Raw genomic sequence first — 25,954 nt, 5'->3', positions numbered from 1 at the left:
CAGCCGCGGTCAGCGGGGCGGCGGGAGCTGGCGGCGGTCGAGCTGCTCGCGCAGGTTCTCGGGGAGTAGTTCGCGCAGCTGCTCGGGCAGTAGCGGCAGGTCGAGCAGGCTGAGCTTGAGCTGGTTGCGCTCCTGGTAACGGCGCGGGTCGAGGCGCACCACCAGGCCCGCGCCGCGGCGGTAGCGCACCTGCAACGCGCCGGAGGTGGCGGCGGCCCGGAAGATCCGGCCGTCCATCTCGACGGCGACCGGGGCGGAGCCCGGCGTCAGCTCCAGCCGGATGGTCTCGTCGGGGGAGAGCACCACCGCCCGGGAGATGCCCGCCATCGGGGCCGACGGGGTCACCACCACGGCGTCGCTGGCGGGGGAGACGAGTGGGCCGCCGGCGGCGTAGTTGTACGCGGTCGATCCGGTCGGTGTGCTCACCACCAGCGCGTCGCAGCGGTAGTAGCCGTACTGCTGACCGTCGATGGCGAGGGTGGCGGACACGAAGCCGGCGCCGGGCTGCCGCACCAGCGCGATGTCGTTGAAGGCCACGAGGTCGTCGCCGCACACGTCGCAGGAGAGGCAGCTGTGCCGCTCCACCGTGTAGTCCCCGGCGGCCAGCCGGTCCAGCGCCGCCGGCAGCTCCGGGGGGTCGATCTCCACCAGGAACCCCAACCGGCCCAGGTGCACGCCGAGCACCGGCTTCGGGTCGTGTACGGCCGAACGCAGCGCGCCGAGCATCGTGCCGTCCCCGCCGATGCTGATCAGCGCGTCACAGGCCGCCGGCACCTGGTCGACGGGCAGCGGTTCGACGCTCGCCGGCGCCCGGCGCCGGTCCTCGGCGCGGACCGCGAGGGTCACCCCCTGCCGCTCCGCCCAGCGCTCGACGATCCCGACCACCTCGGTCACGTCCCGGGTCGGGTGCAGCACCAGCCCGAGCCGCATCCGTCCCATGGCTACAGCTCACCACATCCCGGCCGTGCCGGGCGGCCGGAACGCGCAGCCGCGCGGGTGGTGCATGGGACCGGCAGCCTGCCGGCCGTCCCGCTTCGCACGACAAGGACGGGCGTGCTGCGTACCTTGCGCGTGGCGTGCTCGTTGAGCAGGCGATGAAGGGCGTCGCGCGACGAGTGGAGGGGCGATGCATGTCGTGATCATGGCCGGCGGTGCGGGCGTACGACTGCGCCCCTACACGTCCACCCTGCCGAAGCCGCTGGTGCCGATCGGCGAGAACTACGCCATCCTGGAGATCATCCTCCGGCAGTTGGCGGCCCGCGGCTTCACCCACGTCACGCTGGCCATCAACCACCTCGGTTCGCTGATCCGGGCGTTCGTCGGCGACGGCTCGCGCTTCGGGCTCGCCGTCCGGTACGCCGAGGAGCGGGTGCCGCTGTCCACCATCGGCCCGCTGTTCGGCCTGCGCGACGAGCTTCCCGAGCACTTCCTCGTCATGAACGGCGACATCCTCACCGACCTCGACTACGCCGACCTGCTCGCCACGCACCGGCTCTCCGGGGCGCCGCTGACGGTCGCCACCTACCGCCGGACGGTCAAGATCGACTTCGGGGTGCTGGAACTGGAGGGCGACAAGATCTCCTCCTTCTCCGAGAAGCCGGTCCTGGAATACCAGGTCAGCATGGGTGTCTACGGGCTTTCCCGCAGCACCATCGCCGCGTACCCGGTCGGCATGCCCTTCGGGTTCGACGAGCTGGTGCTGGACCTGCTGCGCCGGGGCGAGCCGCCGGCCGGCTACGCGTTCGACGGCTACTGGCTCGACATCGGCCGCCCCGAGGACTACGACGAGGCCAACCGCTGCTTCGCCGAGGTGGAGCCGATGCTGCTGCCCGCGCGGGCACCCTCCGCGGTATGAGCAGGACCCTCGTCCTCGGCGCCTCGGGCTTCCTCGGGACACACGTCCGGCGGGCCCTGGAAGTCGACGGCGACCTGGTCTGCCCCACGCGCGCCGAGTGCGACCTCGCCCGCTGCGACACCGAGGACCTGCGCGCACTGCTCACCTCGGTACGCCCCGACGCGGTGGTCACCTGCGTGGGCGCGGTGAGCGGGACCGCGGCCGACCTCGTCCTGGCGAACACGGTCGTCGCCGCGCGGCTGGTGGAGGCGGTGGCGGTCGCGGCGCCGACGGCCCGCCTGGTGCGGCTCGGCTCGGCGGCCGAGTACGGACCGACGCCGTTCGGGTCGTCGATGAGCGAGGACGACCCGGCGCAACCGGTCAGCGACTACGGCGTCAGCCAGGCCGCGGCCACCCGGCTGACCGAGCTGGCGGCCCGCGCCGGCCGGGTCGACGCCGTGGTACTGCGGGTCTTCAACCCGATCGGTCCGGGGCTCCCGGCGACGACGCTGCTCGGGCGGGTCGCCGCGCTGCTGCGCCGGGGCGCGCCCGACGCCGAACTGCGCACCGGTCCACTGGACGCCCACCGCGACTTCGTCGACGTCCGCGACGTGGCGGCGGCCGTGCGCGCCGCCGTGCACGCCCCCGCCCTCCCGGCCCGCATCGTCAACGTCGGCAGCGGTCGTGCCGTCCGGGTGCGCGACGCGGTGCGGCTCCTGGTCGAGACGGCGGGCACGACGGTACGCCTGCACGAGGACCGCTCCCCGTCACCCCGGTCGGCGGCGGTCGACTGGGTCCGCGCCGACATCCGCCGGGCCCGATCCACGTTGGGCTGGGCGCCGCGACACGACCTGGCCGACTCGATCCGGACCGTCTGGGGCGCGGCGGTCGCCGCGCCCGACGTTCGTCCGTTCGCGCCCGCCGGCTGACGCCACCGCGGCCCCGGTGGGGCCGCCAGCAGAAGAAGAAGGAGCAGAGGACATGACGGCACACCCCGTCACGGATCCGGTGGTGGTCACCGGTGCGGGCGGCTTCATCGGCTCGCACCTGGTCGAGGCCCTCGCCGCCGCCGGTCACCGGGTGCGCGCCTTCGTGCACTACAACGGCGCCGGCACGCACGGTTGGCTGGACACGTTCGGTCCCGAGCAGCTCGCCGACGTCGAGGTGGTCGCCGGGGACATCCGGGACCGTGGCATGGTCCAACGCCTGGTCGACGGCGCCTCCGTCGTCTACCACCTGGCCGCGCTGGGCGGAATCCCGTACTCCTATCTGGCACCGCAGTCCTACGTCGACACCAACGTCACGGGCACCCTGAACGTGCTGGAGAGCGCGCGGTCCGCCGGCACCGGCCGGGTCGTGGTCACCTCCACCAGCGAGGTGTACGGCACCGCGACGACGGTACCGATGACGGAGGAACACCGGCTGCGTGGGCAGTCCCCGTACGCCGCCACGAAGATCGGCGCCGACAAACTGGCCGAGAGCTACCACCTCAGCTTCGGGCTGCCGGTGGTCACCCTGCGCCCCTTCAACACGTACGGGCCCCGGCAGTCCACCCGCGCGGTCATCCCGACCATCGTCAGTCAGCTGGCCCGGGGCACCGGCGCGGTGGAGCTGGGCGCGCTGCGTACCACCCGGGACCTGCTCTACGTCACCGACACCGTGGCCGCCTTCCGCGCCGTCGGGGAGGCGCCGGAGTCGGCCGTGGTGGGGCGGGTCTTCCAGGCGGCCACCGGTCAGGAGACGGCCATCGGGGAACTCGTGCGCCGGATCGCGGCGATGTTCGGCGCCGAACCGGAGATCCGGGTCTCCGAGGCGCGGCTGCGCCCGGCCGACTCCGAGGTGGAGCGGCTGGTCGGCGACAACCGTCTGCTGCGTACGGCCACCGGGTGGCAGCCGGTCGCCACGCTCGACGACGGGCTCAAGGCGACCGTGGAGTGGTTCCTCGACCCGGCCAACCTGGCCCGGTACCGGGCGGAGCGGGCGGTGTGAGCCGGCTCGCCCAGCCGGTGCCGGCCGGCCCGCACGCCACGACGCGACCGGGACGCCGCACCGGCGCCTGGTCCACGCTGGTGCGTGCGGTCACCGTGATGCTCCTGCTGAACTTCGACCAGTTTCCACGCGCGTTCGGGCGGGCCTTCCTGCTGACCGCGGCGGCCCTGGCCGTGCTGATCGTCTTCAACGAGATGCTGCGGCCCGAGTCGCGGGCGCGGGTCGTCGTCTTCTGGGTCGTGGTGGTGTTCGGTGTCCTCGCCCTGCCCGGTGTCCTGCGCCGGCCGGAGACGGACTACGGCCAGCTCAAGTTGATCCTGCTCGTCACCGTGACCCTGCTCGCCACCGTGGCCGTCGCGGTCATCCGCAGCCAGCGGGACATCGAGGCGTTCGCCCTGGCCGTCGTCCTCTGCGGTGTCGTACTGGCCGTCGCCGCGCTGGCCAGCGGTGCCCGTGACGGTCGGGCGGCCGGCTTCGGCTCCAACCCCATCTGGTTGGCCCGCGCCATCGGCCTCGCGGTCGTCGCCGCCATCTGGCTCTACTTCTGCCGGCGGTTGTCCATGCCGCGGGCCTCCGCCCTGGTGGTGCTGCTCGCGCTGGGGCTGTTCGCCACCGGCTCCCGTGGGCCGCTGGTGGCGGCGGTCGTCGCGCTGTTCGCCCTGGTCCTGTCCGGGTTTCGGCGCAAGGTCCGCCGCGGGCGCCGCGAGTGGGTCGGCGTCGGTCTGATGGGCGCGTTGGTCGTCGTGGTGCTGGCCCTGCCGTCCCTGCTTCCGCCGCGGATGTACGCCCTCGTCGTGGATCCGTCGGAGGAACTGGCCGAGACCGCGCGGGCGGAGATGCGCGAGCGCACGATGTCGATCATCGCCGAGCATCCGGGTGGCGTCGGCTACGGCAACTGGACCAGCCACTCCTGGATGGTCGAGCACGACTACCCGCACAACCTCTGGCTGGAACTGCTCGCCGAGGCGGGCTGGCTGGTGGGCGGCGCCTTCATCCTCCTCTGCCTGGTGACGGCGGTGCGGCTGTGGGGCGCGGCGCGGTCGGACGCGGTCGCCGGCTTCGTCCTCGCGATGGTGGCGTTCAACGCGGTGGCCGTGTCGACGTCCGGGGACGTCAACGCCAGCCGTGGGCTGTTCGTGTCGCTGGCTCTCGGTCTGCTGGTGCTGCTGCTGCGGGGGCGGAGGCCGGCGGACACGACCCCGACCGGGACGGGGCCGCCGCGGCACACCGGGCCGGCGGCGCACCCGCGCGGCCACCGGGGGTACGCGCGCCGGTGAGGGGCATGCCGTCGGCTCGGATGTCGGCGAGCCTGCGGGGGGTCCTCTCGATCGCCGCCGGCTCGGCCGGGGGGCAACTGCTCGCACTGGCGGCGGCGCCTCTGCTGGCCCGGCTCTACCGCCCGACCGACTTCGGAACGTTCGCCGTCGTCACGGCCCTGGTGGCGATCATCGGTACGGTCGCGGCCCTCCGCTTCGAGATGGCCGTCCCGCTTCCCGAGCGGGAGCGTGACGCACACGCCCTGGTCGTGCTGGGATGCGTCGCCGCCTGCACCACCGCCGTGGTGGGCGCGGTGGCCGTCGGGGTCTGGGGCGGTCGGCTTGCGGCCCTGTTCGGCCAGCCCGCGCTGGAGCACTGGTTGTGGATGGTGCCGCCCGCGGCGGCGGCGATGGGTGTGGTCCTGGTGCTGAACCAGCTCGCGGTGCGTCGCCGACGCTTCGGCGTGATCGGCCGACGGAACCTGGCGCAGTCCGCCGCCATCGTGACCACCCAGCTCGCGGCGGGCCTGGCCGGGCTGCGCCCCGGTGGGCTGGCGCTCGGTCTCGGGGCCGGGCAGATCGCCTCGGCGCTGGTGCTGCTGCGCGGCGCGGGCCTGTGGGCCCGTCAGACGCGCGCCGGGCGGCGTGACCTGCTGCGGGTCTCGCGCCGCTACCGGCGTTTCCCGCTGCTGCTCGCACCCTCGGGGCTGCTGAACGTCCTCGGGACGCAGCTTCCCGTCCTCCTCGTGGCGGCCTGGTACGGCAGCGCCGTCGCCGGTTGGCTGGGGATGACCCAGCGCATCATCGCCGTACCCACCGCGCTGGTGGCGTCCGCCGTCGCGCAGGTCTACCTCGCGGAGATGTCCCGGGCGGTGCGGGAGAGCCCCGGCTCGGCCCGGCTGATCTTCGTACGCGCGACCAGGAAACTCGTGCTGGTCGGTGCGGTCAGCGCCATGGCCGTCGCCGTCGCCGCGCCCACCGCGTTCGGGCTCGTCTTCGGCGCGCAGTGGCGGACCAGCGGCACGTACGCGCAGGTCATGGCCCTCTTCATGGCCACCCAGTTCGTCGCCACACCGCTGTCCCAGGCGTTGGTCGTCTTCGAGCGCCATGGCTGGCAACTCGGCTGGGACGTGGGCCGGGCACTGCTCGTCTCGGGCGCGGTCTGCGTGGTCGCCGTGAGCGGTCTGCCGCCGCTGGCCGCGATCTGGTCCCTGAGCGTCACGGGCGCTCTCGCGTACGCCGCGTCGTGGTGGATGGCGCTGCGCGTGGTCACGGCCGCCGCCCGCGCGGCGCCGGACGTCCCGACCGGGCGGGAACTCCTCGCGAGCGGGTGAGGACGCCTGCGGGAAGGGCCTGCCAGCTTCCGGCGTGTCCTGACCGCCGGGGACTCGTTGACCGATTGTCGATGTGGAGAGGAGCCCGAAGCGATGCGTGCCGCCACGGCGAGACGCCAGCCACCACCGGTGCGGGGAGCCGACGATGAGAGGTGATTCTGCGGGCGGGGCCGGTACGGGCGACGCCCAGCCCGCCGACCTGCCGAGGCCCGCGTCGTCCGACGGTCGCGACTCGCCGCGGCTGCTCATCGTGTCGTACCACTTCCCGCCGGCGGAGACGGTCGGCGCCCGCCGGCCGGCCGCCCTCGCCGGGTTCGCCCGCGACCACGGCTGGGACGTCCGCGTCCTCACCGCCGTCGCGCCGTCCCCCGAGGGGGGCGACGCCGGCCTGGCGGAGGCGTCGATCGTCCGGGCGGAACCGACGCCGCGTCTGCCCCGGCTCAACCGGTCGGCCGGTACGGGCGAGTCGGCGACCGGTGGCGCGGCACCGGCGCCGAGCAGATTCGCGTCGGCCCGCGCCGTCGCGAAGGGCTGGGTCTGGAAGGCCGGCATGGAACTGCTCGTGCCCGACCCGCAGGTCAACTGGATCAGGGCGGCCGTCCGGGGGTTCCTGCGCGGGCCGGACCGGTGGCGTCCCGACGTGATCGTCGCCTCCGGCCCACCGTTCTCCGGATTCGTGGTGGCGGCGTCCCTGGCCCGGCGGCTCGGCGTTCCCTGGGTGGCCGACTACCGCGACCTCTGGTCGGTCGGCAACGAGTACTGGGTCCGGTCCGGTCCCCGCCGCGCCCTCGACCGGCGGTTGGAGCAGCGGGTGCTGCGAACGGTCACCACCTGCGTGACCGTCTCCGAGCCGCTGGCGGACACGTTGCGGCGTGCCTTCGGCGTCGACGCCCGCGTGGTGATGAACGGCATCGACCGCCGGCCGGCCCCGTCGCCGGCCGGCGGCCCTTCGGCGACGTCCACGCTGACCCTGGCCCACACCGGTTACGTCTATCCCGGCAAGCGCGACCCGGGACCGCTCCTGGACGCCATCGCGCTGCTGGGCCCGGACGCGACCCGGGTGCACGCGGTCTTCGCCGGTGACGACCACGGCATCGTCCGGGCGGCCGCCGAGCGGGCCGGCGTCGTCGACTCCGTCACGCTCCTCGGCCACGTCTCCGCCGAGAAGTCCTGGCGTGTCCAGGCCGAGGCGGACGTACTCGTCCTGCTCATGTGGAACGACCCGCGCGACATCGGCACGTACACCGGCAAGATCTTCGACTACCTGCTCGCCCGCCGCCCCATCCTGCTGCTCGGCTACGAGGGCGGCGTGGCGGCCCACCTGCTGCGTACCCGCGGCGCCGGAGTGGTCGGCAACGACCGGGAGACGATCGCGGCCCGGCTCCGCGAGTGGCTCGCCGTCAAGGACCGGACCGGACAGGTACCCGCCGTCCCCGCCGCCGCCCTCGACGGTCTCTACCGGGAGGACCAGCTTCGCGGTTTCCTGGAGATCCTGCGGGAGGCCGCGCAGCGGGGCACGACCGGCTCGCAGGCCGGCACCGCCACGACCAACCATCGCCGCTAGGCACCGCACGGACAGCGTCCCGGCGCACCGATCGTGGTGCGCCGGGACGTCGTCGTCACGGGTGCGTCGCTCAGCGCGCGACCGGCACCGGGAGACCCCGCCCCGACCGGCGGCGCGTCGTCTCGGCGACCGCCCGGTAGTAGGCGGCACGCCGCTCGTCCAACTCCGCGGCGGCGTACCGCCGGGCCCGTGCCAGGTTGCGGGCCGACGCCCCGGCCAGCCGGTCCGGGTCGGTCAGGAAGGCGGCGATCCGGTCGGCCAGGGCCGCCGGGTCGTCCGGTGGGACCAGGTCGTCGCGGGTGAGCAGCTCCGGAATGCCGCCGACGGTCGAGCCGACGGCCGGCAGCGCCCGGGCCATGGCCTCGATCAGGGCCCGCGGCAGGCCCTCGGTCCGCGACGGCAGCACGAACAGGTCCGCGGCGTCCAGTTGCGCGCGGACCGTCTCGACGGTGGGCAGCAGCCCGGTGAAGGTGACCCGGCCGGCGACACCGAGCCGTGCCGCGAGCTGTTCGAGCTGCGGACGGTACGCGCCGACCCCCACGTGCACCAGCCGGACGGCCGGGCCGTCACCGGTCAGCAGCGCCAGCGCCTCGATGAGGGTGTCGATGCCCTTGTAGAGCTGCTCCAGCGAGCCGATCGAGACGAGCGTCGCCGCCGACAGCCGCGGCCGGACCGGCCGCGGCCGGGGGACGTACGCCGCCGGGGGGAGGTCCACGCTGGAGATGCCGGCCGTCGGGACCGTCGGCAGTGCGGGGTAGCGGCTCTGCAGGTGCCGCTCCGTCTCGTACGCCACCGCGGCGGCGCTGCGGCACTGCTGCCGCAGCCGCCGCGTCGACGCGGCCCGCAGCACCGGTCGTAGCGGATGCCGGACCACGCCGGGGGCCAGCACGTCGTACGGGTCACCGATCACCTCGAGGGCGTACGGCAGGCGGGCGCGCTCCCGCGCCACGGCCAGCAGGGACCCGACCGGCGAGGGCACCCGGAGGATGACGGCGTCACCGGGACCGGCCGCCGACGCCGCCGCCCGGGCCAGCGCGCGGCGCTGACGCACGTACTGGCCGAGACCGACGTAGTAGGGCAGCGGCCAGACCTCGACACCGTCTCCGTCCACCCGGGCGGCGCCAGCGGGTGCCTCGGCGACGTCCCGCGTGCGGGCGGCTATCCGCACCCGGTCGAACGCGACCAGGTAGCGCCGCCAGACCGAGTGGTCCGGGCCGGCCTCGACCCAGACCCGCCCGTCGGGCGTCCGACTGAACCGCGACTCGGTCGTCACCACGACCCGGGCCGGCAGGTCACCGCCGGGGCCGCTCACCTGCGCCCCGCCACGGCCGCCACCCGTTCGCAGACGTCGGCGACCGTCCGGGCGGTCCGCCGGTTGTCGAACAGCTCCACCATCCGGTCGCGCGCGGCGCGGCCCCGGTCGGCGAGACGGCCCTGCGCGAACTCGGCGTACGCGTCGTCGAGCGCGGCCAGCAGCGCCGCCGGGTCGTCGCGGGGAACCACCCACCCGGACCGCTCGTCGACCGTCTCCGGGAGCCCGCCGGCGTCGCTGACGATGCTCGGCACGCCCATCGCCCCCGCCTCGACCGCCGCGCCGTGGCTCTCGCTCAACGACGGGCTCACGCTCACGTCGGCGGCGTGGTAGCAGGGACGGACGTCGGGCACGGTCTCCAACCAGGTGATGGTCGGATCCTCGGCGACCCGGAACCGTTCGATCAGCTCCCGGCGGTGCGCCACTCCCGCCTCCGTCCAACCGCCGCCGACCAGCAGCAGGTGCGCGTCCGGATGCCGCCGGCGGAACTCCGGCCACGCCGCGAGCAACACGTCGTGTCCCTTGATGCCGCGCCCGCCGTGCACGAGCCGCTTCGGCGGATACACGTAGGCGACCATGACGGCGAGGAAGGCGTCGCGGGGCAGGCCCAGTTCGGCGCGGGCGGCCAGCCGGGTCCCGGGGCCGGCGCCCGTCGGGTCGAAGGCGCTGGTGTCCACCCCGTACGTGGCCACGGCCCGGCGCGGCGCGGGGCAGCCCAGGGCGCCGTACCGCTCGGAGGCGTTCACGCAGCCGCAGATGATGGTGTCGTCCAACCGCCACAGGAGACGTTCGGCCGTTCTGATCACGGGAGAGTCGAGGTAGAGCGGCCCGGCCACGGTGTGCACCCGGCGCACCGGCAGACCGACCGTCGCCATCCGGGCCACGTACGCGGACGCGATCAGGTGGTATTGCAGCACGTCGGGTCGCAGCCGGCGGATGAGGCGCCGGAGCCGCCACAGCCCGGTCAGCATCGACGGCCCCGGCCGGAAGGGGAACGGGCAGTCGACCACGTCGACGTGGCGCCGGCGCAGCTCGTCGCTGAGCCGTCCGGCACCCGGTGGGAGCACCACGACGACCTCGTGTCCCCGCTGGCGCATGGCCTCCACCTGCGGCAGGATCCAGAGCCCACCGTCGTTCGTCTTGATCAGGACCGCGATCCGGAGTGGCCTGTCCGCCGGCTGCCGCTCCCGCCCCGGCACCTGCTTCTCGTCGGTCGATGTCACCTGGAGGAACTCCCTTCGTCCTGCTTGCCGACACACCGGTGGGGCGCCGGCAGCGGCCCGGCGGTCGCCTCCTGGACGCGCCGGGCCGCTCGGTTCACACGTCAGCGGCGCAGCGGTGTCTCCTGCGCGAGGTCGAACAGCGGGTCGAGCGGCGAGACGCAGAGCAGGGCGAGTTGCTCGATGACCTTCTCCGGGTCGTCGTACGGGTCCAGCCCGGTGATCTCGATCGGGTCCAGCGCCGGAACCGGGACGTGGGAGACGAGCGGGTGGAACGGCCGCGTGTCGGTCTCCCCGGCGCCCAGCAGGTCCTCGTGCAGCTTCTCGCCCTCGCGGAGCCCGGTGTAGACGATCGGCACGGAGCTTTCGGCCTGCTCGATCAGCTGTCGGGCCATGTCGAGGATCCGGACCGGTTCACCCATGTCGAGCACGAGTGCCTCGCCGTCGCGCCCGATCTCGGTGGCCTGGAGCACCAGGTGCACCGCCTCCTCGATGGTCATCAGGTAGCGGGTCACGTCGGGGTGGGTGACGGTGAGGGGATTGCCGGCCTCGATCTGCCGCTGGAACGCGGTGACCACCGAGCCGCGGCTGCTGAGCACGTTGCCGAACCGGACGCTGAGGAAGGTGCCGGGGAACCGGGACGCCGCGTGCGCGGTGAGTCGCTCGGTGATGCGCTTGGAGTAGCCGAGGACGCTGATCGGGTCGGCGGCCTTGTCGGTGGAGATGTTGACGAACCGTTCCACCTCACGGCAGGCGTCCAGCACCGAGAGCGTGCCCCAGACGTTCGTCATGACCGCCTCGCCGGGGTGCCGCTGGAGCAGGGGCAGGTGCTTGAGCGCCGCCGCGTGGAAGATGACGTCCGGCCGGCGTGCCCGGATGATGCGCCGGATCCCCTCGTCGTCGCGCAGGTCGGCGAGGATGAGTTCGGGCCCGTCCAGCAGCGCCCGGCCGTCGAGGGACATCTGGAGCCCGTGCAGGGCGGACTCGTCGCGGTCCAGCATCATCAGTTCGCCCGGATCGGCCTTCATCACCTGCCGGCAGAGTTCCGAGCCGATCGAGCCGCCGGCGCCGGTGACGAGGATCCGTCGGCCGGTGAGGGTGCTGGCGCTCAGCGGCAGGTCACCGACGACCTGACGGCGACCGAGCAGGTCGCTGATGCGCACGTCCCGCACGTCGGTGACGGTGATCCGGTGGTCCACCAGGTCCCGCATGGGCGGCAGCACCTTGAACGCGGCCCCGGTCTCCAGCGTCGCCTCACGGATCTCGCGGATCAGGGCGGCGTCGGCGTTGGCCACCGCGAAGATGACCGTCGTCGCGCCGGTGCGGCTGACGGCGGCGGCGATGTCGTGCCGCCCACCGAGGACGCGTACGCCACCGATGCGCAGGTCGCGCTTGTCCGGGTCGTCGTCGAGGGCGCCGACGGGCAGGTACCGGCTGCGCGGGTCGCCGAGCATCGCCCGGAGCAGGCCCTGTCCCGCCGTACCCATGCCGAACAGCAGCACCGGTGTCGCGGAGCGTACGTCCGGCCGCATGGCGAGGTCGCGACGGTGCCGGTACGCGAACCGGGTGGCGAGCATGAACAGCAGGGCCAGCGCGCCGGCGACCAGCGGGGTGCTCGCCGGGACCGGCCGGTCCGTGGACGGGAGCAGCGCGAGCAGCACGATTGCCGAGGTCGTGATCGTCGTTCCCGCGACGCCCTGCACCTCCTGGAGGCTGCCCAGCGGGTGTCGTCCGGAGTAGAGCCGGCGGACCGCCGCGACGACGATGTGCACCAGCGCGGCCACGGCGCCGATGCCGACGGCCCGGGGCAGCAGGCCCGGTGGCAGGTGGAACTCGTAGCGCGTCCAGGCCGCTGCGAGGAAGCCACCGAGCCAGGCGGTGGTGTCCGTGGCGAGGAACCCGGCGGCGCGGCGTCGGGCCCGGGCACGACGACCGGCGGCCGGTGAGCGTCGCGAGGTGTCCGTGTCCAGCGGCATGTGTGCTCCTTGTCGCGTCTGTCGACCACTTCCCGCACGGGCGGGCGGAGAACGTCCTGTAAAGGGTTTTACTACCTTTTAGTGCCCATGTGGGCACTTTTCGTAGATGGGAGGGAACGTCGGGTCGGGTGGGCGAATCCGGGCGTCCGGCTCAGCGGGCCGGGACTCCCTTGACCACCACGCCGTCGGGGACGTCGCGGACCACGCAGGCGCCCGCACCGACCGTGCTGTCCCGGCCGACCCGCAGGCCCTGCAACACCGCGGCGGTCGTACCGATCAGGACGCCCTCGGCCAGGTGGCAGTCACCGGAGACGGCGGCCAGGGGGTTGACCGACACGAAGTCGGCGAGCGTGCTGTCGTGCCCGACCGTGGCGTTCTGGTTGAGGTGCACGTGCCGGCCGAGGATCACGTTGGTGGTGACCCGGGCTCCCGCGAATGCGACGAAGCCCGGGCCGTGTACGGTGTCCGGCCCGATCGTCGCCGCCGGGTGGACGACGCTGGCCGCCGCCGTGCCGTAGCCCTCGACCCGCCGCGCCACCGCGCGCCGGATGCGGGGGTCCCCGATGCCGATCACGTGGTGCGTGTCCGGCGGCGCGTCCCGTAGCCAGGCGAGCCCCCCGAGGAAGGGCACGTCGAGCCGCTGCACCCGCTTGAGGTTCTCCTCCGAGGGCCGGTCGTCGACGAAGCCGAGCAGTCGCCAGCGCGGCCCGCGCGCGTCGGCGTCCATCGTGCGGGCGATGGTCAGGACCTCCCGGCCGTGGCCGCCGCAGCCGACGACCACCAGTGGGATCGTCACGCCGCCGTCACGCCCGTCCGGGCGGCCAGGAACTCGTCGATCGCCTCCAGGATCGACGTCACCTGCTGCTCGGTGAGCCCGCTGCCGCTGGGTAGCGTGAGCCCGTCGGCGAAGAGCGCGTCGGCGGCACCGGTCAGCAGGCTCTCGGCGCCCGCGAAGACCGGCTGGCGGTGCATCGGCTTCCACACCGGGCGTGTCTCGATGTTCCGGCCGGCCAGGTGCGCGCCCAGCTCGGCGGCACGCCAGCCGGACCGCTCCGGGTCGACGCGGATGCAGGTGAGCCAGCAGTTGGCTTCGGCGTCCTCGGCGCCGATCAGCTCGACGCCCGGTACCGGCGCGAACAGCTTGGCGTAGTGCTCGCGGAGCTGCCGGCGGCGCCAGATCATCCCGTCCAGCCGTACCAGCTGGGCTCGGCCCAGCGCGGCGAGCAGGTTGCTCAGGCGGTAGTTGAAGCCGATCTCACGATGCTCGTAGTGCGGCGTGGGTTCCCGTGCCTGGGTGGCGAGGTGCCGGGCCCGGCTCAGCAGCGCCGGGTCGTCGGAGACCAGCATGCCGCCACCCGACGTCGTGATGATCTTGTTGCCGTTGAACGACAGGGCGCCGATCCGGCCGAACGAGCCGGCGGCCCGACCGTGGTGGTGCGCGCCCAACGCCTCGGCGGCGTCCTCGACCACGGGTACGTCCGCCTCGGCGCACACCGGCAGCAGCGCCGTGTAGTCGACACAACTACCGAACATGTCGACCGGCACCACGGCGGCAACCCGCTCACCCCGTTCGCGCAGCCGACCCAGCAGTTCGGCCAGCAGGGCGACGTCGATGTTGCCGCTGTGCCGATCGCAGTCGACGAAGACGGGCCGCGCGCCGACGTAGCGGACCGCGTTGGCGGTGGCGACGAAGGTCAACGTCGGTACGACGACGACGTCTCCGGGACCGACGCCGACACCGAGCAGGGCCAGGTGCAACGCGGCGGTTCCGGAGCTGACCGCCACCGCGCCCCGCGTGCCGACCCGATGGGCCACCTCGCTCTCGAAGGCGTCGAGATCCGGACCGACCGGGGCCACCCAGCCCGACCGGAGGGCCGCGAGGACGTACGACTCCTCCAGCGGCCCGACGTCGGGCGGGGAGAGGTAGATCATTCGGCTCATCGCGGGCTCCCGAGGAACTCGGGTGCGGTCGCCGACCCCGTCGCGGAGATCCCCTCGCGGCGCAGGACGGTCCGTACGGTCGCACCGAGGATCGCCAGGTCGAGTCGGAGGCTCCGGTTGTCCACGTAGGCCACGTCGAGCTCCAGCTTCTCCGCCCAGTCCAGGCTGTTGCGTCCGCGTACCTGGGCCAGGCCGGTGACGCCGGGACGGACCTCGTGCCTGCGGGCCTGGGTCGGCGAGTACCGGGTGAGGTACTCGGGCAGCAGCGGCCGGGGGCCGACCAGGCTCATGTCGCCGCGCAGCACGTTCCACAGCGTGGGCAGTTCGTCCAGGCTGGTGGCCCGCAGCCAGCGTCCGAGTGGCGTGAGCCGTTCGGCGTCGGTCACCAGCCCGCGGCGGCCGTCCACGGGACGCATGGTCCGGAACTTGACCAGCTCGAACGGCAGGCCGTGCCGCCCCGCACGGCATTGCCGGAAGAGCACCGGTCGGCCGAGTCCCACCGCGACGAGAACGGCGACCACCGCGAGCACCGGCGCGGCCAGGACCAGCAGCGTGATCGCCGCGGTCACGTCGAGGAGCCGTTTGCCCCGTCCCGGCCGCGTCGACCCCGGTGCGGGACGCCCGGCAGCGTTCACGAGTCCAGACACCGACACCGATCCGACCTCCCGGCATGACCGTCAGAAGCTACGAAAACGTCTCATCAGGAGAAATGCTCGGAGAACCGACAACTACGACAGTCCCCATGCAATCCGTCGGATCAACCTCGAAAGTCCCGCCGAGGACACGGCTCCGACCAGGCCGACCTTCGCGCCCGGCCGACCTTCGCGCCCGGCCGACCTTCGCGCCCGGCCGACCTTCGTGCCGGCCTGGCATCGCGGGCGGTGGAGTGCTCGGCGGCTGACCGACGAGAGAAGAGGCAAGGCGGCAGGCGTGGCCGGGATCCCGGGCGGAAGTCGGCTCCGCCCCGATCGGCGTCAGGGGCCGTCGGGCCCGTCGAGGCGCCGGGCGAGCAGGACCGCCAGCGGGATCGACTCGCCGTCGCGACCGCCCGCGCCGACGACCAGCGGCGGCGGGCTGGGCTCCGGGTCGGCACCGAACAACCGCGCGCGCAGACCGCCCGGCACGGTCAGCAGGTGGAACCGTCCGTCGGTGTCCACGGCACGGCTGCGGGCCCGGTCGACGTACCAACCACGCAGCCGCGTCCGATACCGCCCTCGTCCGTCATAGGACCGCGCGGTCAACGGCGTGGGCGGCAGTCCGCGCCGGACGGCCTCGGCGACGAACCGGGCGACCAGCTCAGCCGCCTCGGCCCGCTCTGCCGCCCGGCGTCGCTCGTCGGCCGCCGCGTGCGCCGACACCGCCTGACGCTGCCGCTCCCGCCAGTCCGGGCCGTCGTCGGATGCCACGACCCCGAAGGTACGCGACGCCGCGCACCGTCGGGCCGCGTGACGCCCCTGTCCGCCCCTGGGGCGGGTGCGCCTGTCCGCCGTGGGCGGTGCGGCGCCGCGCCGTCCGGGCCGGGCAACGGCCCGCACCGTCGGGGGTGCGCCTCTGTGCGCCGTGGGGCGGTGCGGCGCTCCGCCGTCAGGTGGACCGTGACCCACGGCGCGCTGTCGAGCTGAGCCGCACCCGACATCAGGGGTCCTGACGCACCGGCGGCATCAGCTCGACAGCGTCCGTTCCGGCGTACCGGTGCCGGGTCCGGGTCGTTTCTGGGTGAGGAGCAGGGCGAGGGGCCAACAGCCACCACACATGCCCCGTCGCCGCGAACACCGGTGCTCGGCCGGCGCTCAGGCGAGGCCGGCGCGGCGCAGCGCCTCGGCCATCGCGTCGTTGGCCGGCGCCGCCGCGCCACCACCGCGCCCCGACCGCTGCTGCGCTCCACCGCCGCGGCCCTCCCGGCCGCCGCCCTGTCCGCCGCGACCACCGCCGCCGCCCTGCCCGCCGCGACCACCGCCGGCGGCCGGACCGCCACGGCCACCCTGCCCGCTGCCGCCTCGCCCGCTGCCACCCTGCCCGCCGCCGCTCTGCCCGCCGCCGCCTTGCCCGCCGTCGCGCGCGCGCCGGCCACCGCCCTGCGCCTCGCCGCGCCCGGCGTCCGCGTCGTCCTCCAACCGGAGGGTGAGCGAGATCCGCTTGCGGGGCACGTCGACGTCCAGCACCTTCACCCGCACCACGTCGCCGGACTTGACGACCTCGCGCGGGTCCTTCACGAACGTGCGGGACAGGGCCGAGACGTGCACGAGCCCGTCCTGGTGCACGCCGACGTCCACGAACGCGCCGAACGCGGCCACGTTGGTCACCACGCCCTCCAGCACCATGCCGGGCACCAGGTCGCCGATCTTCTCCACCCCCTCGACGAAGGTGGCGGTGCGGAACTCCGGCCGCGGGTCGCGGCCCGGCTTCTCCAACTCGGCGAGGATGTCGGTGACGGTGGGCAGGCCGAAGGTGTCGTCGACGAAGTCGGTGGCCCGCAGCCCGCGCAGGATCGTGCTCCTGCCGATCAGCGAGCGCAGGTCCTGCCCGGTGGTGGACAGGATCCGGCGCACCACCGGGTACGCCTCGGGGTGCACGCTGGAGGAGTCCAGCGGGTCGTCGCCGCCGGGGATGCGCAGGAAGCCGGCGCACTGCTCGAAGGCCTTCGGCCCGAGCCGGGCGACCTTCTTCAGCTCCGAGCGGGTGCGGAACGGGCCGTTGGCGTCGCGGTGCAGCACGATGTTCTCCGCCAGCCCGGCACCGATGCCCGAGACCCGGGTGAGCAGCGGCGCGGAGGCGGTGTTGACGTCGACGCCGACCGCGTTGACACAGTCCTCGACCACCGCGTCCAGCGACCGCGACAGTTTCACCTCGGACAGGTCGTGCTGGTACTGGCCGACTCCGATCGAGCGCGGATCGATCTTGACAAGCTCGGCGAGCGGGTCCTGGAGCCGGCGGGCGATCGAGACCGCGCCGCGCAGCGAGACGTCGAGGCCGGGCAGCTCCTGCGAGGCGTACGCCGAAGCGGAGTAGACCGAGGCGCCGGCCTCGGAGACCATCACCTTGGTGAGGTTGAGCTGCGGGTGCCGCTTGATCAGCTCACCGGCCAGCTTGTCGGTCTCCCGGCTGGCGGTGCCGTTGCCGATGGCGACCAGCTCGACGCCGTGCGCCCCGGCCAGCCGGGCGAGGGTCTCGATCGAGGCGTCCCACTGCCGGCGCGGCTCGTGCGGGTAGATCGTGTCGGTGGCGAGCACCTTGCCGGTGGCGTCGACGACGGCGACCTTCACCCCCGTACGCAGGCCCGGGTCCAGCCCCATCGTGGGTCGGGTGCCGGCCGGCGCGGCGAGCAGCAGGTCCCGCAGGTTGGTGGCGAAGACCCGCACCGCCTCCTCCTCGGCCGCCTGCCACAGCCGCATCCGCAGGTCGGCGCCGAGGTGGATGAGGATCCGGGTACGCCACGCCCAGCGCACCGTGTCGGCCAGCCACCGGTCGGCCGGCCGGCCCTTGTCGGTGACGCCGAACCGCCCGGCGATCGCCGCCTCGTAGCGGCTCGGCCCGGTGGGCACCGCGTCGGCGTCGCCGGCCTCCTCGGGCTCCATGGTCAGGTCGAGCACGCCCTCCTTCTCGCCCCGGAACATGGCCAGGATCCGGTGCGAGGGCAGCTTCCGGTACGGCTCGGCGAAGTCGAAGTAGTCGGCGAACTTCGCGCCGGCCGACTCCTGCCCGTCGCGTACGCGCGAGACCAGCCGGCCCCGCGACCACATCTGCTCGCGCAGCGTGCCGATCAGATCGGCGTCCTCGGCGAAACGTTCGATGAGGACGGCCCGGGCGCCCTCCAGGGCGGCGGCCGGGTCGGCGACGCCCTTCTCCGCGTCGACGTAGCCGGCGGCGGTCTCCCGGGGGTCCTGCGACGGGTCGGTCAGCAGCGACTCGGCCAGCGGCTCCAGCCCGGCCTCGCGGGCGATCTGCGCCCGGGTGCGGCGCTTGGGCTTGTAGGGCAGGTAGATGTCCTCCAGGCGGGACTTCGAGTCGGCCGCCATGATCTGCGCTTCCAGGGCCTCGTCGAGCTTGCCCTGACCGCGGATCGACTCCAGCACCGCCGCGCGCCGCTCGTCCAGCTCGCGCAGGTAGCGCAGCCGCTCCTCCAGGGTGCGCAGCTGGGTGTCGTCGAGCAGGCCGGTGGCCTCCTTGCGGTAGCGGGCGATGAACGGCACGGTCGCGCCGCCGTCGAGCAGCTCCACGGCCGCCCGTACCTGACGCTCGGCGACGCCGAGCTCGTCGGCGATCCGCTGATGAACAGAGAGGGTCACGATCTCGATCCGCCTTCGGTGTGGGTTCCGCTGTGCATTCTGCCGCCCGGCACCGACGCCCGTCGCCGCCCCCGGCCCGGCGCGCCGCCCACCCACCCCAGGGCTGCCAGGGTGTAAGGAAGGGCCCCTTCCTATCACCTGCGGTAGAGGAAGGGGCCCTTCCTTACACCGCCTCGCCCGCGACGTCGGCTGCTGCGCTAGCGTGGCGATCATGGAACCTCCCGCCGACCCGCGCGCCCGGCGGCTCTTCGGCGGCAGTGCCCGGGCGCTCGGCGACCTCGCCGCCAGCCCGTTCCGGGCCGACCGGGACCGCATCGTGGCCTCGCCGTTCTTCGCCCGGCTCAACGGCGTGACCCAGGTGGTCAGCCCCGGCGGCTCCGGCCTGCTCGTGCACAACCGGCTGACCCACAGCCTGAAGGTGGCTCAGGTGGCGCGCGCCATCGCCGAGCGGCTCACCGCCGACGAGGCGCACCGCGACCTGCTGGAGAAGCTGGGCGGCTGCGACCCGGACGTGGTGGAGGCCGCCGCGCTCGCGCACGACCTCGGCCACCCGCCGTTCGGGCACCTGGGGGAGCGGGTGCTGGACCGGCTGGCCCGCCACCGGCTCGGGCTGACCGACGGGTTCGAGGGCAACGCCCAGTCGTACCGGATCGTCACCAGCACCGAGATCCGCGGCGCGGCGACCACCGGACTGGACCTCACGGCGGCGGTGCGGGCGGCGCTGCTGAAGTACCCGTGGACGCGCCTGGACCATCCCGATCCGCACCCCCGGCTGCTGGACCCGCCGCCGCGCGGCGCCACCCCGCCGCCGGACGACCCGGGCAGCGGCTCGTCGAAGTTCGGGGCGTACCGGACCGAGGTCGACGACCTGCGGCAGGCCCGGGAACCGTTCGTGGGCCGCATCCCGGACTGGCAGCAGACCGCCGAGGCGTCGATCATGGACACCGCCGACGACATCGCGTACGCGATCCACGACGTGGAGGACTTCTACCGGGTCGGGGTGCTCCAGCAGGGCACGGTGGCCGCCGAGCTGATGGCCTGGCAGCGCGAGAGCGGGCACTTCCGGGCCATCACCGACGCGGCCCTGGCCACCGCCGCCCGCCGGCCCGGCTCGGCCATCGAGCGGTTGCGCCGGCAGCTGCACCGCAAGGACGCCTGGGTCGCCGACGACGAGGCGTTCGCCGCCGCCGTCGAGCACGTCCGCGAGGAACTCGTGGAAGGGCTGCTGGCCATGCCCTTCGACGGCTCGATCGAGGCGGAGCAGTACGTGGCCCGGTTCTCCGCCCGGTGGACGACCCGCTTCGTCGACGCGATCACCGTGGTCGGGCAGCCGGCGGTCCGCTCCGGCCACGTGCTGCTCGCCCCGGCACAGTGGCACGAGGTGCAGGTGCTCAAGTTCGTCCACCACCGGTTCGTGCTGGCCCGGCCGGACCTGGCCCTGCACCAGCGCGGGCAGGCCCGGCTGCTGGGCACCCTGGTGGAGGCGTTGCTGGAGTGGCTGCTCGACCCCGAGGAGGAGTCCCGGCTGCCGCGCCGGCTGCACGACCTGGTGGAGCTGGCCGAGGCGGAGCTGCACCCGCGTACGCCGGACCGGATCGGCAAGGCCCGCGGGCGGGCGATCGTCGACTTCGTCGCCCAGCTCACCGACGGCCAGGCGGTCGCCATGCTGGACGCCCTGTCCGGCCGCTCCGGGGCGCTCTGGACCGACGCCTTCGTCCTCTGACCCACGCGTCGCGCCACCCGAGATGTTAGGAAGGGCCCCTTCCTCTACCGCAGGCGTTAGCAGGGGGCCCTTCCTAACATCTCAGGCGACCGCCTGCCACCAGCCGTCGACGGCCGGCGGGTCGTCCACCACCACCCGCTCGCCGGGGCGGGGCACGGCGAGGCGCACGTCCCGGGCCTTCGCCTCGGCCCAGATCCGGTCCACCGGCTCGGACCAGGCGTGCAGGGCCAGGTTGAACGTCGCCCAGTGCACCGGCACGAGCAGCCCGCCGCGCAGGTCGAGGTGGGCGGCGACGGCCTCCTCGGGAAACATGTGGATGCTCGGCCAGGCCCGGTCGTACGCCCCGATCTGCATCAGCGTCACGTCGAACGGCCCGTGCCGCTCGCCGATCTCGGCGTAGCCGTCGAAGTAGCCGGAGTCGCCGGTGTAGAAGACCTTCCGGTGTGCGCCGGCGACGACCCAGGAACTCCAGAGCGTCCCGTCGCGGCGCAGCCCCCGGCCGGAGAAGTGCTGGGCGGCGGTGGCGGTGATCTCCAGCCCCGCCACCCGGTGGCCCTCCGACCAGTCCAGCTCGACGATCCGCTGCGCCGGCACGCCCCAGCGGTCCAGGTGCGCGCCCACCCCGAGGGGCACCAGGAACGGCGCCGACTGGCTGCCCAGCAGCGCCTGCACGGTCGCCATGTCGAGGTGGTCGTAGTGGTCGTGCGAGATCAGGATCGCGTCGACCGGGGGCAGTTCGTCGAGGCGTACCGGCGGCTGGTGCAGGCGGCGCGGGCCGACCATGCTCGACGGCGAGCACCGGTCGCTCCACACCGGGTCGAGCAGCACCTTGCGGCCCTCGATCTCGATCAGGGCGGAGGCGTGGCCGTACCAGACGACGTTCAGTTCGCGCCCGACGTCGACGGCCGGGGCGGCATCCGGGCGCAGCAGCGGCACGGCGGCGCCCGGGCGGCGCTTCTGCTTGCCGAAGACCAGCTCACGGATCAGGTTGCGGTCGGGGGTGCCGGCCATCGAGCGGGAGCCGCCCGGGTTGTGGAAGGTGCCGTCGCGGAACCGGGGCGAGCGGGCGGCCCGCTCCGCGCGGGCGCCGGTGAGCCGGCCGCCGAGCGCCGCCGGCACGTCCCGGGCCACCCACGCGAGCCCGGCCAACGCGGCCAGCCCGGCCGCCCCGCGCAGCCGCCGTCCGAGCGTCGCGTCGCGTCCCGCGCGTTCCGGTGGTGCGCCCATCGTCGTCCCTCCGCCGTGTCCCGTCGTACACGGTAGCCCGGCCGTGCAGGGGCCGCCGGAAGGTCGGCGGGGCCCGCCGCGGCGGCGGGCCCCGCGTGTCGACGGGCGGCTCAGCCGCCGTTGCTGGGCCGCTGCGCGGTGGGTCGGTGGGTGATGCCGGTGCCGGTGAGGCGGTCGACCGCGGCGAGGAGGCGCCGCCCCATCCGGGCCCGGGCGGCGACGGCGGGGTGCGTGGCGCCGTAGTCGCCCGGCTCGGCCTGCCCGTCGGCGAAGAGGGCGTACGTGAGCACGGGCGCGCCGGCCGTGTCGAAGATCACCCCGGCCTCGTGCCGGGCGTCGGCGAACCAGCCGGCCTTCGTGGCGACCCGGGCCCGCTCGGTCGAGGACATCACCCGCCGGACCCCGTCGGTGTGAGCGACGGGGGCGCGCAGCAGCCGCAGCACGAACGCCGTGCCGGCCGGCGAGAGCAGGGTGCCGGCCACCAGGGCGCGCAGCAGGTCGTGGGTCTCCCGGGGGGTGCTGGTGCCGAGGAAGAACCGGTTGGGGTTGGCCACCGGCTGCACCTGGGTGTTCGGGAAGCCCTTGCCGCGCAGGATCTCGTTGAGCTCGGCGGCCGGGCAGACCAGGCCGCACAGCCGTACGGCCGTGTCGTCGGAGACGGTCAACAGGTTGGCCAGCACGTGGCCGAGGGTCACGAAGCTCGGGTACGCCCCGTCGAGGCTGAACACGCCGTCGCCACCGGGCACCACTATCGCCTCGGTCACCTCGACCCGCTGCTCGAGCGTGAGCAGCCCCCGGTCGACCTTGTCGAGCACCGCCACGGCAACCGCGACCTTGTTGACGCTGTACGCCTCGAGCAGCCGGTCCGGCTCGTCGGACACCGCCACCACCGGCGCGCCGGCCGGGTCGGCGACGCTGACGTACGCCTGCCAGTTGCCGCCCGCACGCACCGTCTCCCGGGCGTAGATCGCGGCCACCCGGCGGGCGGCCTGGCGGGGCGTCGCCGGGGCCGGCTCGGCGACCTCGGGGGCGGCGGACGCCAGCGCGGCGGTGCCGAGCACCGTTCCCGCCGTGCCCAGCGTGCCCAGCGTGCCCAGCCCCAGTGCGGTCCTGCGGTTCACCCGGATGGTCAATCGTCTCTCCCGTCGTGGTGGGCCGGAGCGCTTACCGGCCCACCACCCTAGGCGAAACGATCGACGCCGGTGATCCCGCGACGCATTCACCGCAGCCGGCGTCGGACGGCCGCGACGACCGGGCCGGGCAGTTCACCGACGGCCCGCGCCACCCGCCCGAGGTCGGGCAGCCAGCCGCCGCGCACGGACGCCGCGGCCGGGTCCGGCGCGAACACCACGCCGTCATGCGGCGCGACGGGACGGTCGGTCAGCCCGATCAGCCGCATCAACGGGCCGACGAGGGCGTCGTAGGCAGCGGGGAACACGGTGAAGCCGACCCGCATGACCACGTTGACCCGACCCACCGACACCTCCCGGCGCGGCCGGTCGGCGCAGTCCACGATGGCCCGCGCCACCCGCTCCGGCGTGGTGACCGGCAGCGGCGGCCGGGCGACGCGGCCGAGGTAGTTCGCGGCCCGCTGGTAGACCGGCGTGTCCACGCTGCCCGGGGTGACGATGCACACGTGCACGCCCGGGGTCTCCCGGGCCTCCTGCTGCAAACTGCGGGCCAGCCCCTGCAAGCCCCACTTGCTCGCCACGTAGCCGCTCATGTACGGCGTCGTGATGTGCCCCAGCACCGACCCGGTGAGGACCAGCGTCCCCCCGCCGTCCGCCCGGAAGCGGCGCAGCGCCACCCGGGCCACCGCGGCGGCGGCGAGCAGGTCGGTGCGTATGACCTGCTCGAAGACCCGCTCCGGGGTCTGGTCGAACCGGCCGTACGCCATCACCGCCGCCGTGTGCACCCAGACGTCGATGCCGCCGAACCGGCCGACGGCCGCGTCGGCGAGCGCCGCCAGCGCGCCGTCGGCGGTGATGTCGGTGGGCACCTCCAGCGCCTGCGCGCCGGCGGCCCGGCACTCGTCGCCGACGGCGGCGAGGACGGTGGGGGAGCGGGCGGCGAGCACGAGGCGGTCGCCGCGTCCGGCGAAGGCGCGGGCCGCCGCCCTGCCGATCCCGCTGGTCGCGCCGGTCACGACCACCGTGCGGGTCACGGCGCGAGCACGACCTTGACGCAGCCGTCCTCCTTCTTCTGGAACATCTCGTACGCCTGCGGCGCCTGTGCCAGCGGCATCCGGTGGGTACGCAGGTCCTCCACGCCCAGCGGGTCGTCGTCGCCGGAGAGCAACGGGATGATCTCGTCGGTCCACCGGCGCACGTGGCACTGTCCCATGCGCAGCTGGACGCCCCGGTCGAACATCTCCATCAGCGGCATCGGGTCGACCTCGCCGCCGTAGACGCCGGAGACGGAGACGGTGCCGCCCCGGCGGACGGCCTTCAGCGCGGCCTTGAGCACGACCAGCCGGTCGACGCCCACCTTGTCGGTCATGGTCCGCGCCAGCTTGTCGGGCAGCAGCCCGGCGGCGCTCTGGGCGAGCTTGCCGAGCGGCGCGCCGTGGGCCTCCATGCCCACCGCGTCGATGACGGCGTCGGGGCCACGCCCGTCGACGAGGTCGATCAGCGCGCCCGGCACGTCGTTCAGCTCGCTGACGTCGAGGACCTCGATGCCGTGCCGGCGGGCCATCGCCAACCGCTCCGGCACCAGGTCCAGCCCGATGACCCGGTCCGCGCCGAGGTGCCGGCCGATGCGGGCGCAGAACTGGCCGACCGGCCCGAGCCCGAAGACGGCGAGGGTGCCGCCGCGCGGGGTGTCGGCGTACTTCACCGCCTGCCACGCCGTCGGCAGGATGTCGGACAGGTAGAGCCAACGCTCGTCGGGCCCGGTGTCGGGCACCTTGATCGGGCCGAACTGGGCGTGCGGCACCCGTAGGTACTCGGCCTGCCCGCCGGGCACCGAGCCGTAGAGCGAGGTGTAGCCGAACAAAGCGGCACCCTTGCCCTGGGCGGTCACCTGGGTGGTCTCGCACTGCGCGTAGAGCTGCCGGTCGCACATCCAGCAGGAGCCGCAGGAGATGTTGAACGGCACCACCACCCGGTCGCCCGGCTTGAGCCGGGTCACCCCCGGGCCGACCTCCTCCACGACGCCCATCGGCTCGTGGCCGAGGACGTCGCCGGGCTTCAGGAACGGCCCGAGCACCTCGTACAGGTGCAGGTCCGAGCCGCAGACCGCGGTCGAGGTGATCCGGACGACGGCGTCCGTCGGCTCCTCGATGCGCGGATCGGGGACCTCCTCGACGCGTACGTCCCGTTTGCCCTGCCAGGTCAGTGCCTTCATGTCACGTCATCCCTTCCGGTGCCGTCTCCGGGGAGGGCTACCCGCCGACGGCGACTTGAACCGGCGGCCCACCTGACGGCCCACCTGACGGCCCACTCGGCGGCCCACCTGGCGGCCCCCTCGGCGGCCCGGTCCTTTGCCGACCCGGTCCTTCGCCGACCCGATCCCCCGGCCGGCCTTTCCGCCAGGCCCGGCGAGTCCCGTGGTTCCGCCGTGGGGGTGTCGCGCGGGCGCTGTCGAGCTGCCCCGTGGGGCGGGGCAGCCCCCGGTGTGGCAGACGGGACGCGGCATGGGGCTGGCGGGAATGGCCTGGTGCCGGTGGGGACGGCCTGGGGCCGGTGGCGACGGCCTGGTGAGGGCGGGGACGGCCTGGGGCCGGCGGGGGCGGCACTGGGCCAGAGAGGGCCGGCGGGGGCGGCACTGGGCCAGAAGGGGCAGGCGGGATGCGGGCGTGAGCTGGGTGCCGACCGTGGCGGACCTCGGCGGCCCAGCGTTCCCCGTCGCCGCCGTGCTGTCGGCCGCTCGGCGGGCAGGTCCGATGGACGGGGCAGCTCGACAGGGACCGCACTTGCAGTGGCCCGCCGACCCAGCTCGAGTTCGGAGAATGCCGGATCGCGACGATTGCGGCGCCGGACCAAACCGGACCGGGACCGGACCGGACCGGGACCGGACCGGACCGGGACCGGACCGGACCGGGACCGGACCGGACCGGACCGGGACCGGACCGGACCGGACCGGGACCGGACCGGACCGGACCGGAGCGGGACCGGACCAGACCAGACCGCACCGGACCGGAACGGGACCAGACCAGACCGCACCGGACCGGAACGGGACCAGACCGGGCCGGGCCAGGTCGGATCGGACCGGGTTAGGTCGGAATTGGCGGGGCGAAGTCGCGCCGGGCGGGCGGGCCGGGCCGGGCGGGGGCGCGCAGGGCGGGGGCGCGG

General features: G+C 74.2%; 20 protein-coding genes. 7 read left to right on the top strand and 13 right to left on the bottom strand.

Going from position 1 to position 25,954, the window contains the following annotated elements; all coding sequences use genetic code 11:
• Positions 1-9: 9 nt before the first annotated feature.
• Positions 10-939: an NAD(+)/NADH kinase gene (locus tag KBX06_RS18105; RefSeq protein ID WP_210836372.1), complete on the bottom strand. Its 930-nt coding sequence runs from the start codon at positions 937-939 to the stop codon at positions 10-12.
• Positions 940-1,126: 187 nt separating this feature from the next.
• Between KBX06_RS18105 and KBX06_RS18100 the strand changes: the two genes are divergently transcribed.
• From KBX06_RS18100 to KBX06_RS18075, 6 genes are all read left to right on the top strand, one after another.
• Complete coding sequence (locus KBX06_RS18100) at positions 1,127-1,855, top strand: sugar phosphate nucleotidyltransferase (RefSeq protein ID WP_210836369.1); 729 nt, start codon at positions 1,127-1,129, stop codon at positions 1,853-1,855.
• Entirely contained in the window at positions 1,852-2,763 is a 912-nt protein-coding gene (locus KBX06_RS18095; protein ID WP_210836368.1) for an NAD(P)-dependent oxidoreductase, read from the top strand. Before KBX06_RS18100 ends, KBX06_RS18095 begins: the two co-directional genes overlap by 4 nt.
• Positions 2,764-2,815: 52 nt before the next feature.
• Complete coding sequence (locus KBX06_RS18090; protein ID WP_210836367.1) at positions 2,816-3,823, top strand: SDR family NAD(P)-dependent oxidoreductase; 1,008 nt, start codon at positions 2,816-2,818, stop codon at positions 3,821-3,823.
• Positions 3,820-5,100 carry an O-antigen ligase gene (locus KBX06_RS28505; RefSeq protein WP_210836364.1) on the top strand — a complete coding sequence of 427 codons (1,281 nt, stop codon included), beginning with the start codon at positions 3,820-3,822 and terminating at the stop codon, positions 5,098-5,100. Before KBX06_RS18090 ends, KBX06_RS28505 begins: the two co-directional genes overlap by 4 nt.
• Before the next feature lie 20 nt (positions 5,101-5,120).
• Positions 5,121-6,413, top strand: a complete 1,293-nt coding sequence (locus KBX06_RS18080) for a lipopolysaccharide biosynthesis protein (protein WP_210836362.1) — start codon at positions 5,121-5,123, stop codon at positions 6,411-6,413.
• A gap of 145 nt (positions 6,414-6,558) precedes the next feature.
• Positions 6,559-7,977 carry a glycosyltransferase gene (locus tag KBX06_RS18075; protein WP_210836359.1) on the top strand — a complete coding sequence of 473 codons (1,419 nt, stop codon included), beginning with the start codon at positions 6,559-6,561 and terminating at the stop codon, positions 7,975-7,977.
• A 70-nt stretch (positions 7,978-8,047) separates the two neighbouring features.
• Here the strand turns inward: KBX06_RS18075 and KBX06_RS18070 are convergent, their stop codons facing one another.
• The 8 genes from KBX06_RS18070 to KBX06_RS18035 form a co-directional block, all read right to left on the bottom strand.
• Positions 8,048-9,289 (bottom strand): glycosyltransferase family 4 protein, encoded by a 1,242-nt coding sequence (locus tag KBX06_RS18070; protein WP_307854673.1) that lies wholly within the window; start codon positions 9,287-9,289, stop codon positions 8,048-8,050.
• Positions 9,286-10,512, bottom strand: coding sequence for a glycosyltransferase family 4 protein (locus tag KBX06_RS18065; protein ID WP_307854672.1), 1,227 nt, complete (start codon positions 10,510-10,512; stop codon positions 9,286-9,288). The genes KBX06_RS18070 and KBX06_RS18065 overlap by 4 nt, the downstream gene beginning before the upstream one ends.
• Before the next feature lie 101 nt (positions 10,513-10,613).
• Complete coding sequence (locus KBX06_RS18060) at positions 10,614-12,485, bottom strand: nucleoside-diphosphate sugar epimerase/dehydratase (RefSeq protein WP_210836357.1); 1,872 nt, start codon at positions 12,483-12,485, stop codon at positions 10,614-10,616.
• A 151-nt stretch (positions 12,486-12,636) separates the two neighbouring features.
• Positions 12,637-13,281 (bottom strand): NeuD/PglB/VioB family sugar acetyltransferase, encoded by a 645-nt coding sequence (locus tag KBX06_RS18055; RefSeq protein ID WP_210836356.1) that lies wholly within the window; start codon positions 13,279-13,281, stop codon positions 12,637-12,639.
• Complete coding sequence (locus KBX06_RS18050; RefSeq protein WP_210836352.1) at positions 13,278-14,426, bottom strand: aminotransferase class I/II-fold pyridoxal phosphate-dependent enzyme; 1,149 nt, start codon at positions 14,424-14,426, stop codon at positions 13,278-13,280. The genes KBX06_RS18055 and KBX06_RS18050 overlap by 4 nt, the downstream gene beginning before the upstream one ends.
• On the bottom strand, positions 14,423-15,061 hold the full coding sequence (locus KBX06_RS18045; RefSeq protein ID WP_210836639.1) for a sugar transferase: 639 nt from the start codon (positions 15,059-15,061) through the stop codon (positions 14,423-14,425). Before KBX06_RS18045 ends, KBX06_RS18050 begins: the two co-directional genes overlap by 4 nt.
• A 339-nt stretch (positions 15,062-15,400) precedes the next feature.
• Positions 15,401-15,832, bottom strand: coding sequence for a hypothetical protein (locus KBX06_RS18040; RefSeq protein WP_210836351.1), 432 nt, complete (start codon positions 15,830-15,832; stop codon positions 15,401-15,403).
• Positions 15,833-16,216: 384 nt separating this feature from the next.
• On the bottom strand, positions 16,217-18,712 hold the full coding sequence (locus KBX06_RS18035) for a Tex family protein (protein ID WP_210836350.1): 2,496 nt from the start codon (positions 18,710-18,712) through the stop codon (positions 16,217-16,219).
• A gap of 211 nt (positions 18,713-18,923) precedes the next feature.
• On the opposite strand from KBX06_RS18035, the gene KBX06_RS18030 reads away from it, so the two are divergent.
• On the top strand, positions 18,924-20,435 hold the full coding sequence (locus KBX06_RS18030; RefSeq protein WP_210836349.1) for a deoxyguanosinetriphosphate triphosphohydrolase family protein: 1,512 nt from the start codon (positions 18,924-18,926) through the stop codon (positions 20,433-20,435).
• An 81-nt stretch (positions 20,436-20,516) separates the two neighbouring features.
• Here the strand turns inward: KBX06_RS18030 and KBX06_RS18025 are convergent, their stop codons facing one another.
• The 4 genes from KBX06_RS18025 to KBX06_RS18010 form a co-directional block, all read right to left on the bottom strand.
• Complete coding sequence (locus KBX06_RS18025; RefSeq protein ID WP_210836345.1) at positions 20,517-21,662, bottom strand: MBL fold metallo-hydrolase; 1,146 nt, start codon at positions 21,660-21,662, stop codon at positions 20,517-20,519.
• Positions 21,663-21,772: 110 nt separating this feature from the next.
• Entirely contained in the window at positions 21,773-22,795 is a 1,023-nt protein-coding gene (locus KBX06_RS18020) for a serine hydrolase (RefSeq protein WP_210836342.1), read from the bottom strand.
• An 86-nt stretch (positions 22,796-22,881) separates the two neighbouring features.
• Positions 22,882-23,826 carry an SDR family NAD(P)-dependent oxidoreductase gene (locus KBX06_RS18015; protein WP_210836341.1) on the bottom strand — a complete coding sequence of 315 codons (945 nt, stop codon included), beginning with the start codon at positions 23,824-23,826 and terminating at the stop codon, positions 22,882-22,884.
• Positions 23,823-25,007 (bottom strand): zinc-dependent alcohol dehydrogenase, encoded by a 1,185-nt coding sequence (locus tag KBX06_RS18010; RefSeq protein WP_210836337.1) that lies wholly within the window; start codon positions 25,005-25,007, stop codon positions 23,823-23,825. The genes KBX06_RS18015 and KBX06_RS18010 overlap by 4 nt, the downstream gene beginning before the upstream one ends.
• Between the last annotated feature and the right edge of the window lie 947 nt (positions 25,008-25,954).

It is taken from the genome of Micromonospora sp. C31 (assembly GCF_018070575.1).
GTDB lineage: Bacteria > Actinomycetota > Actinomycetes > Mycobacteriales > Micromonosporaceae > Micromonospora.
This window is presented reverse-complemented; position numbering and strand designations above follow the sequence as displayed.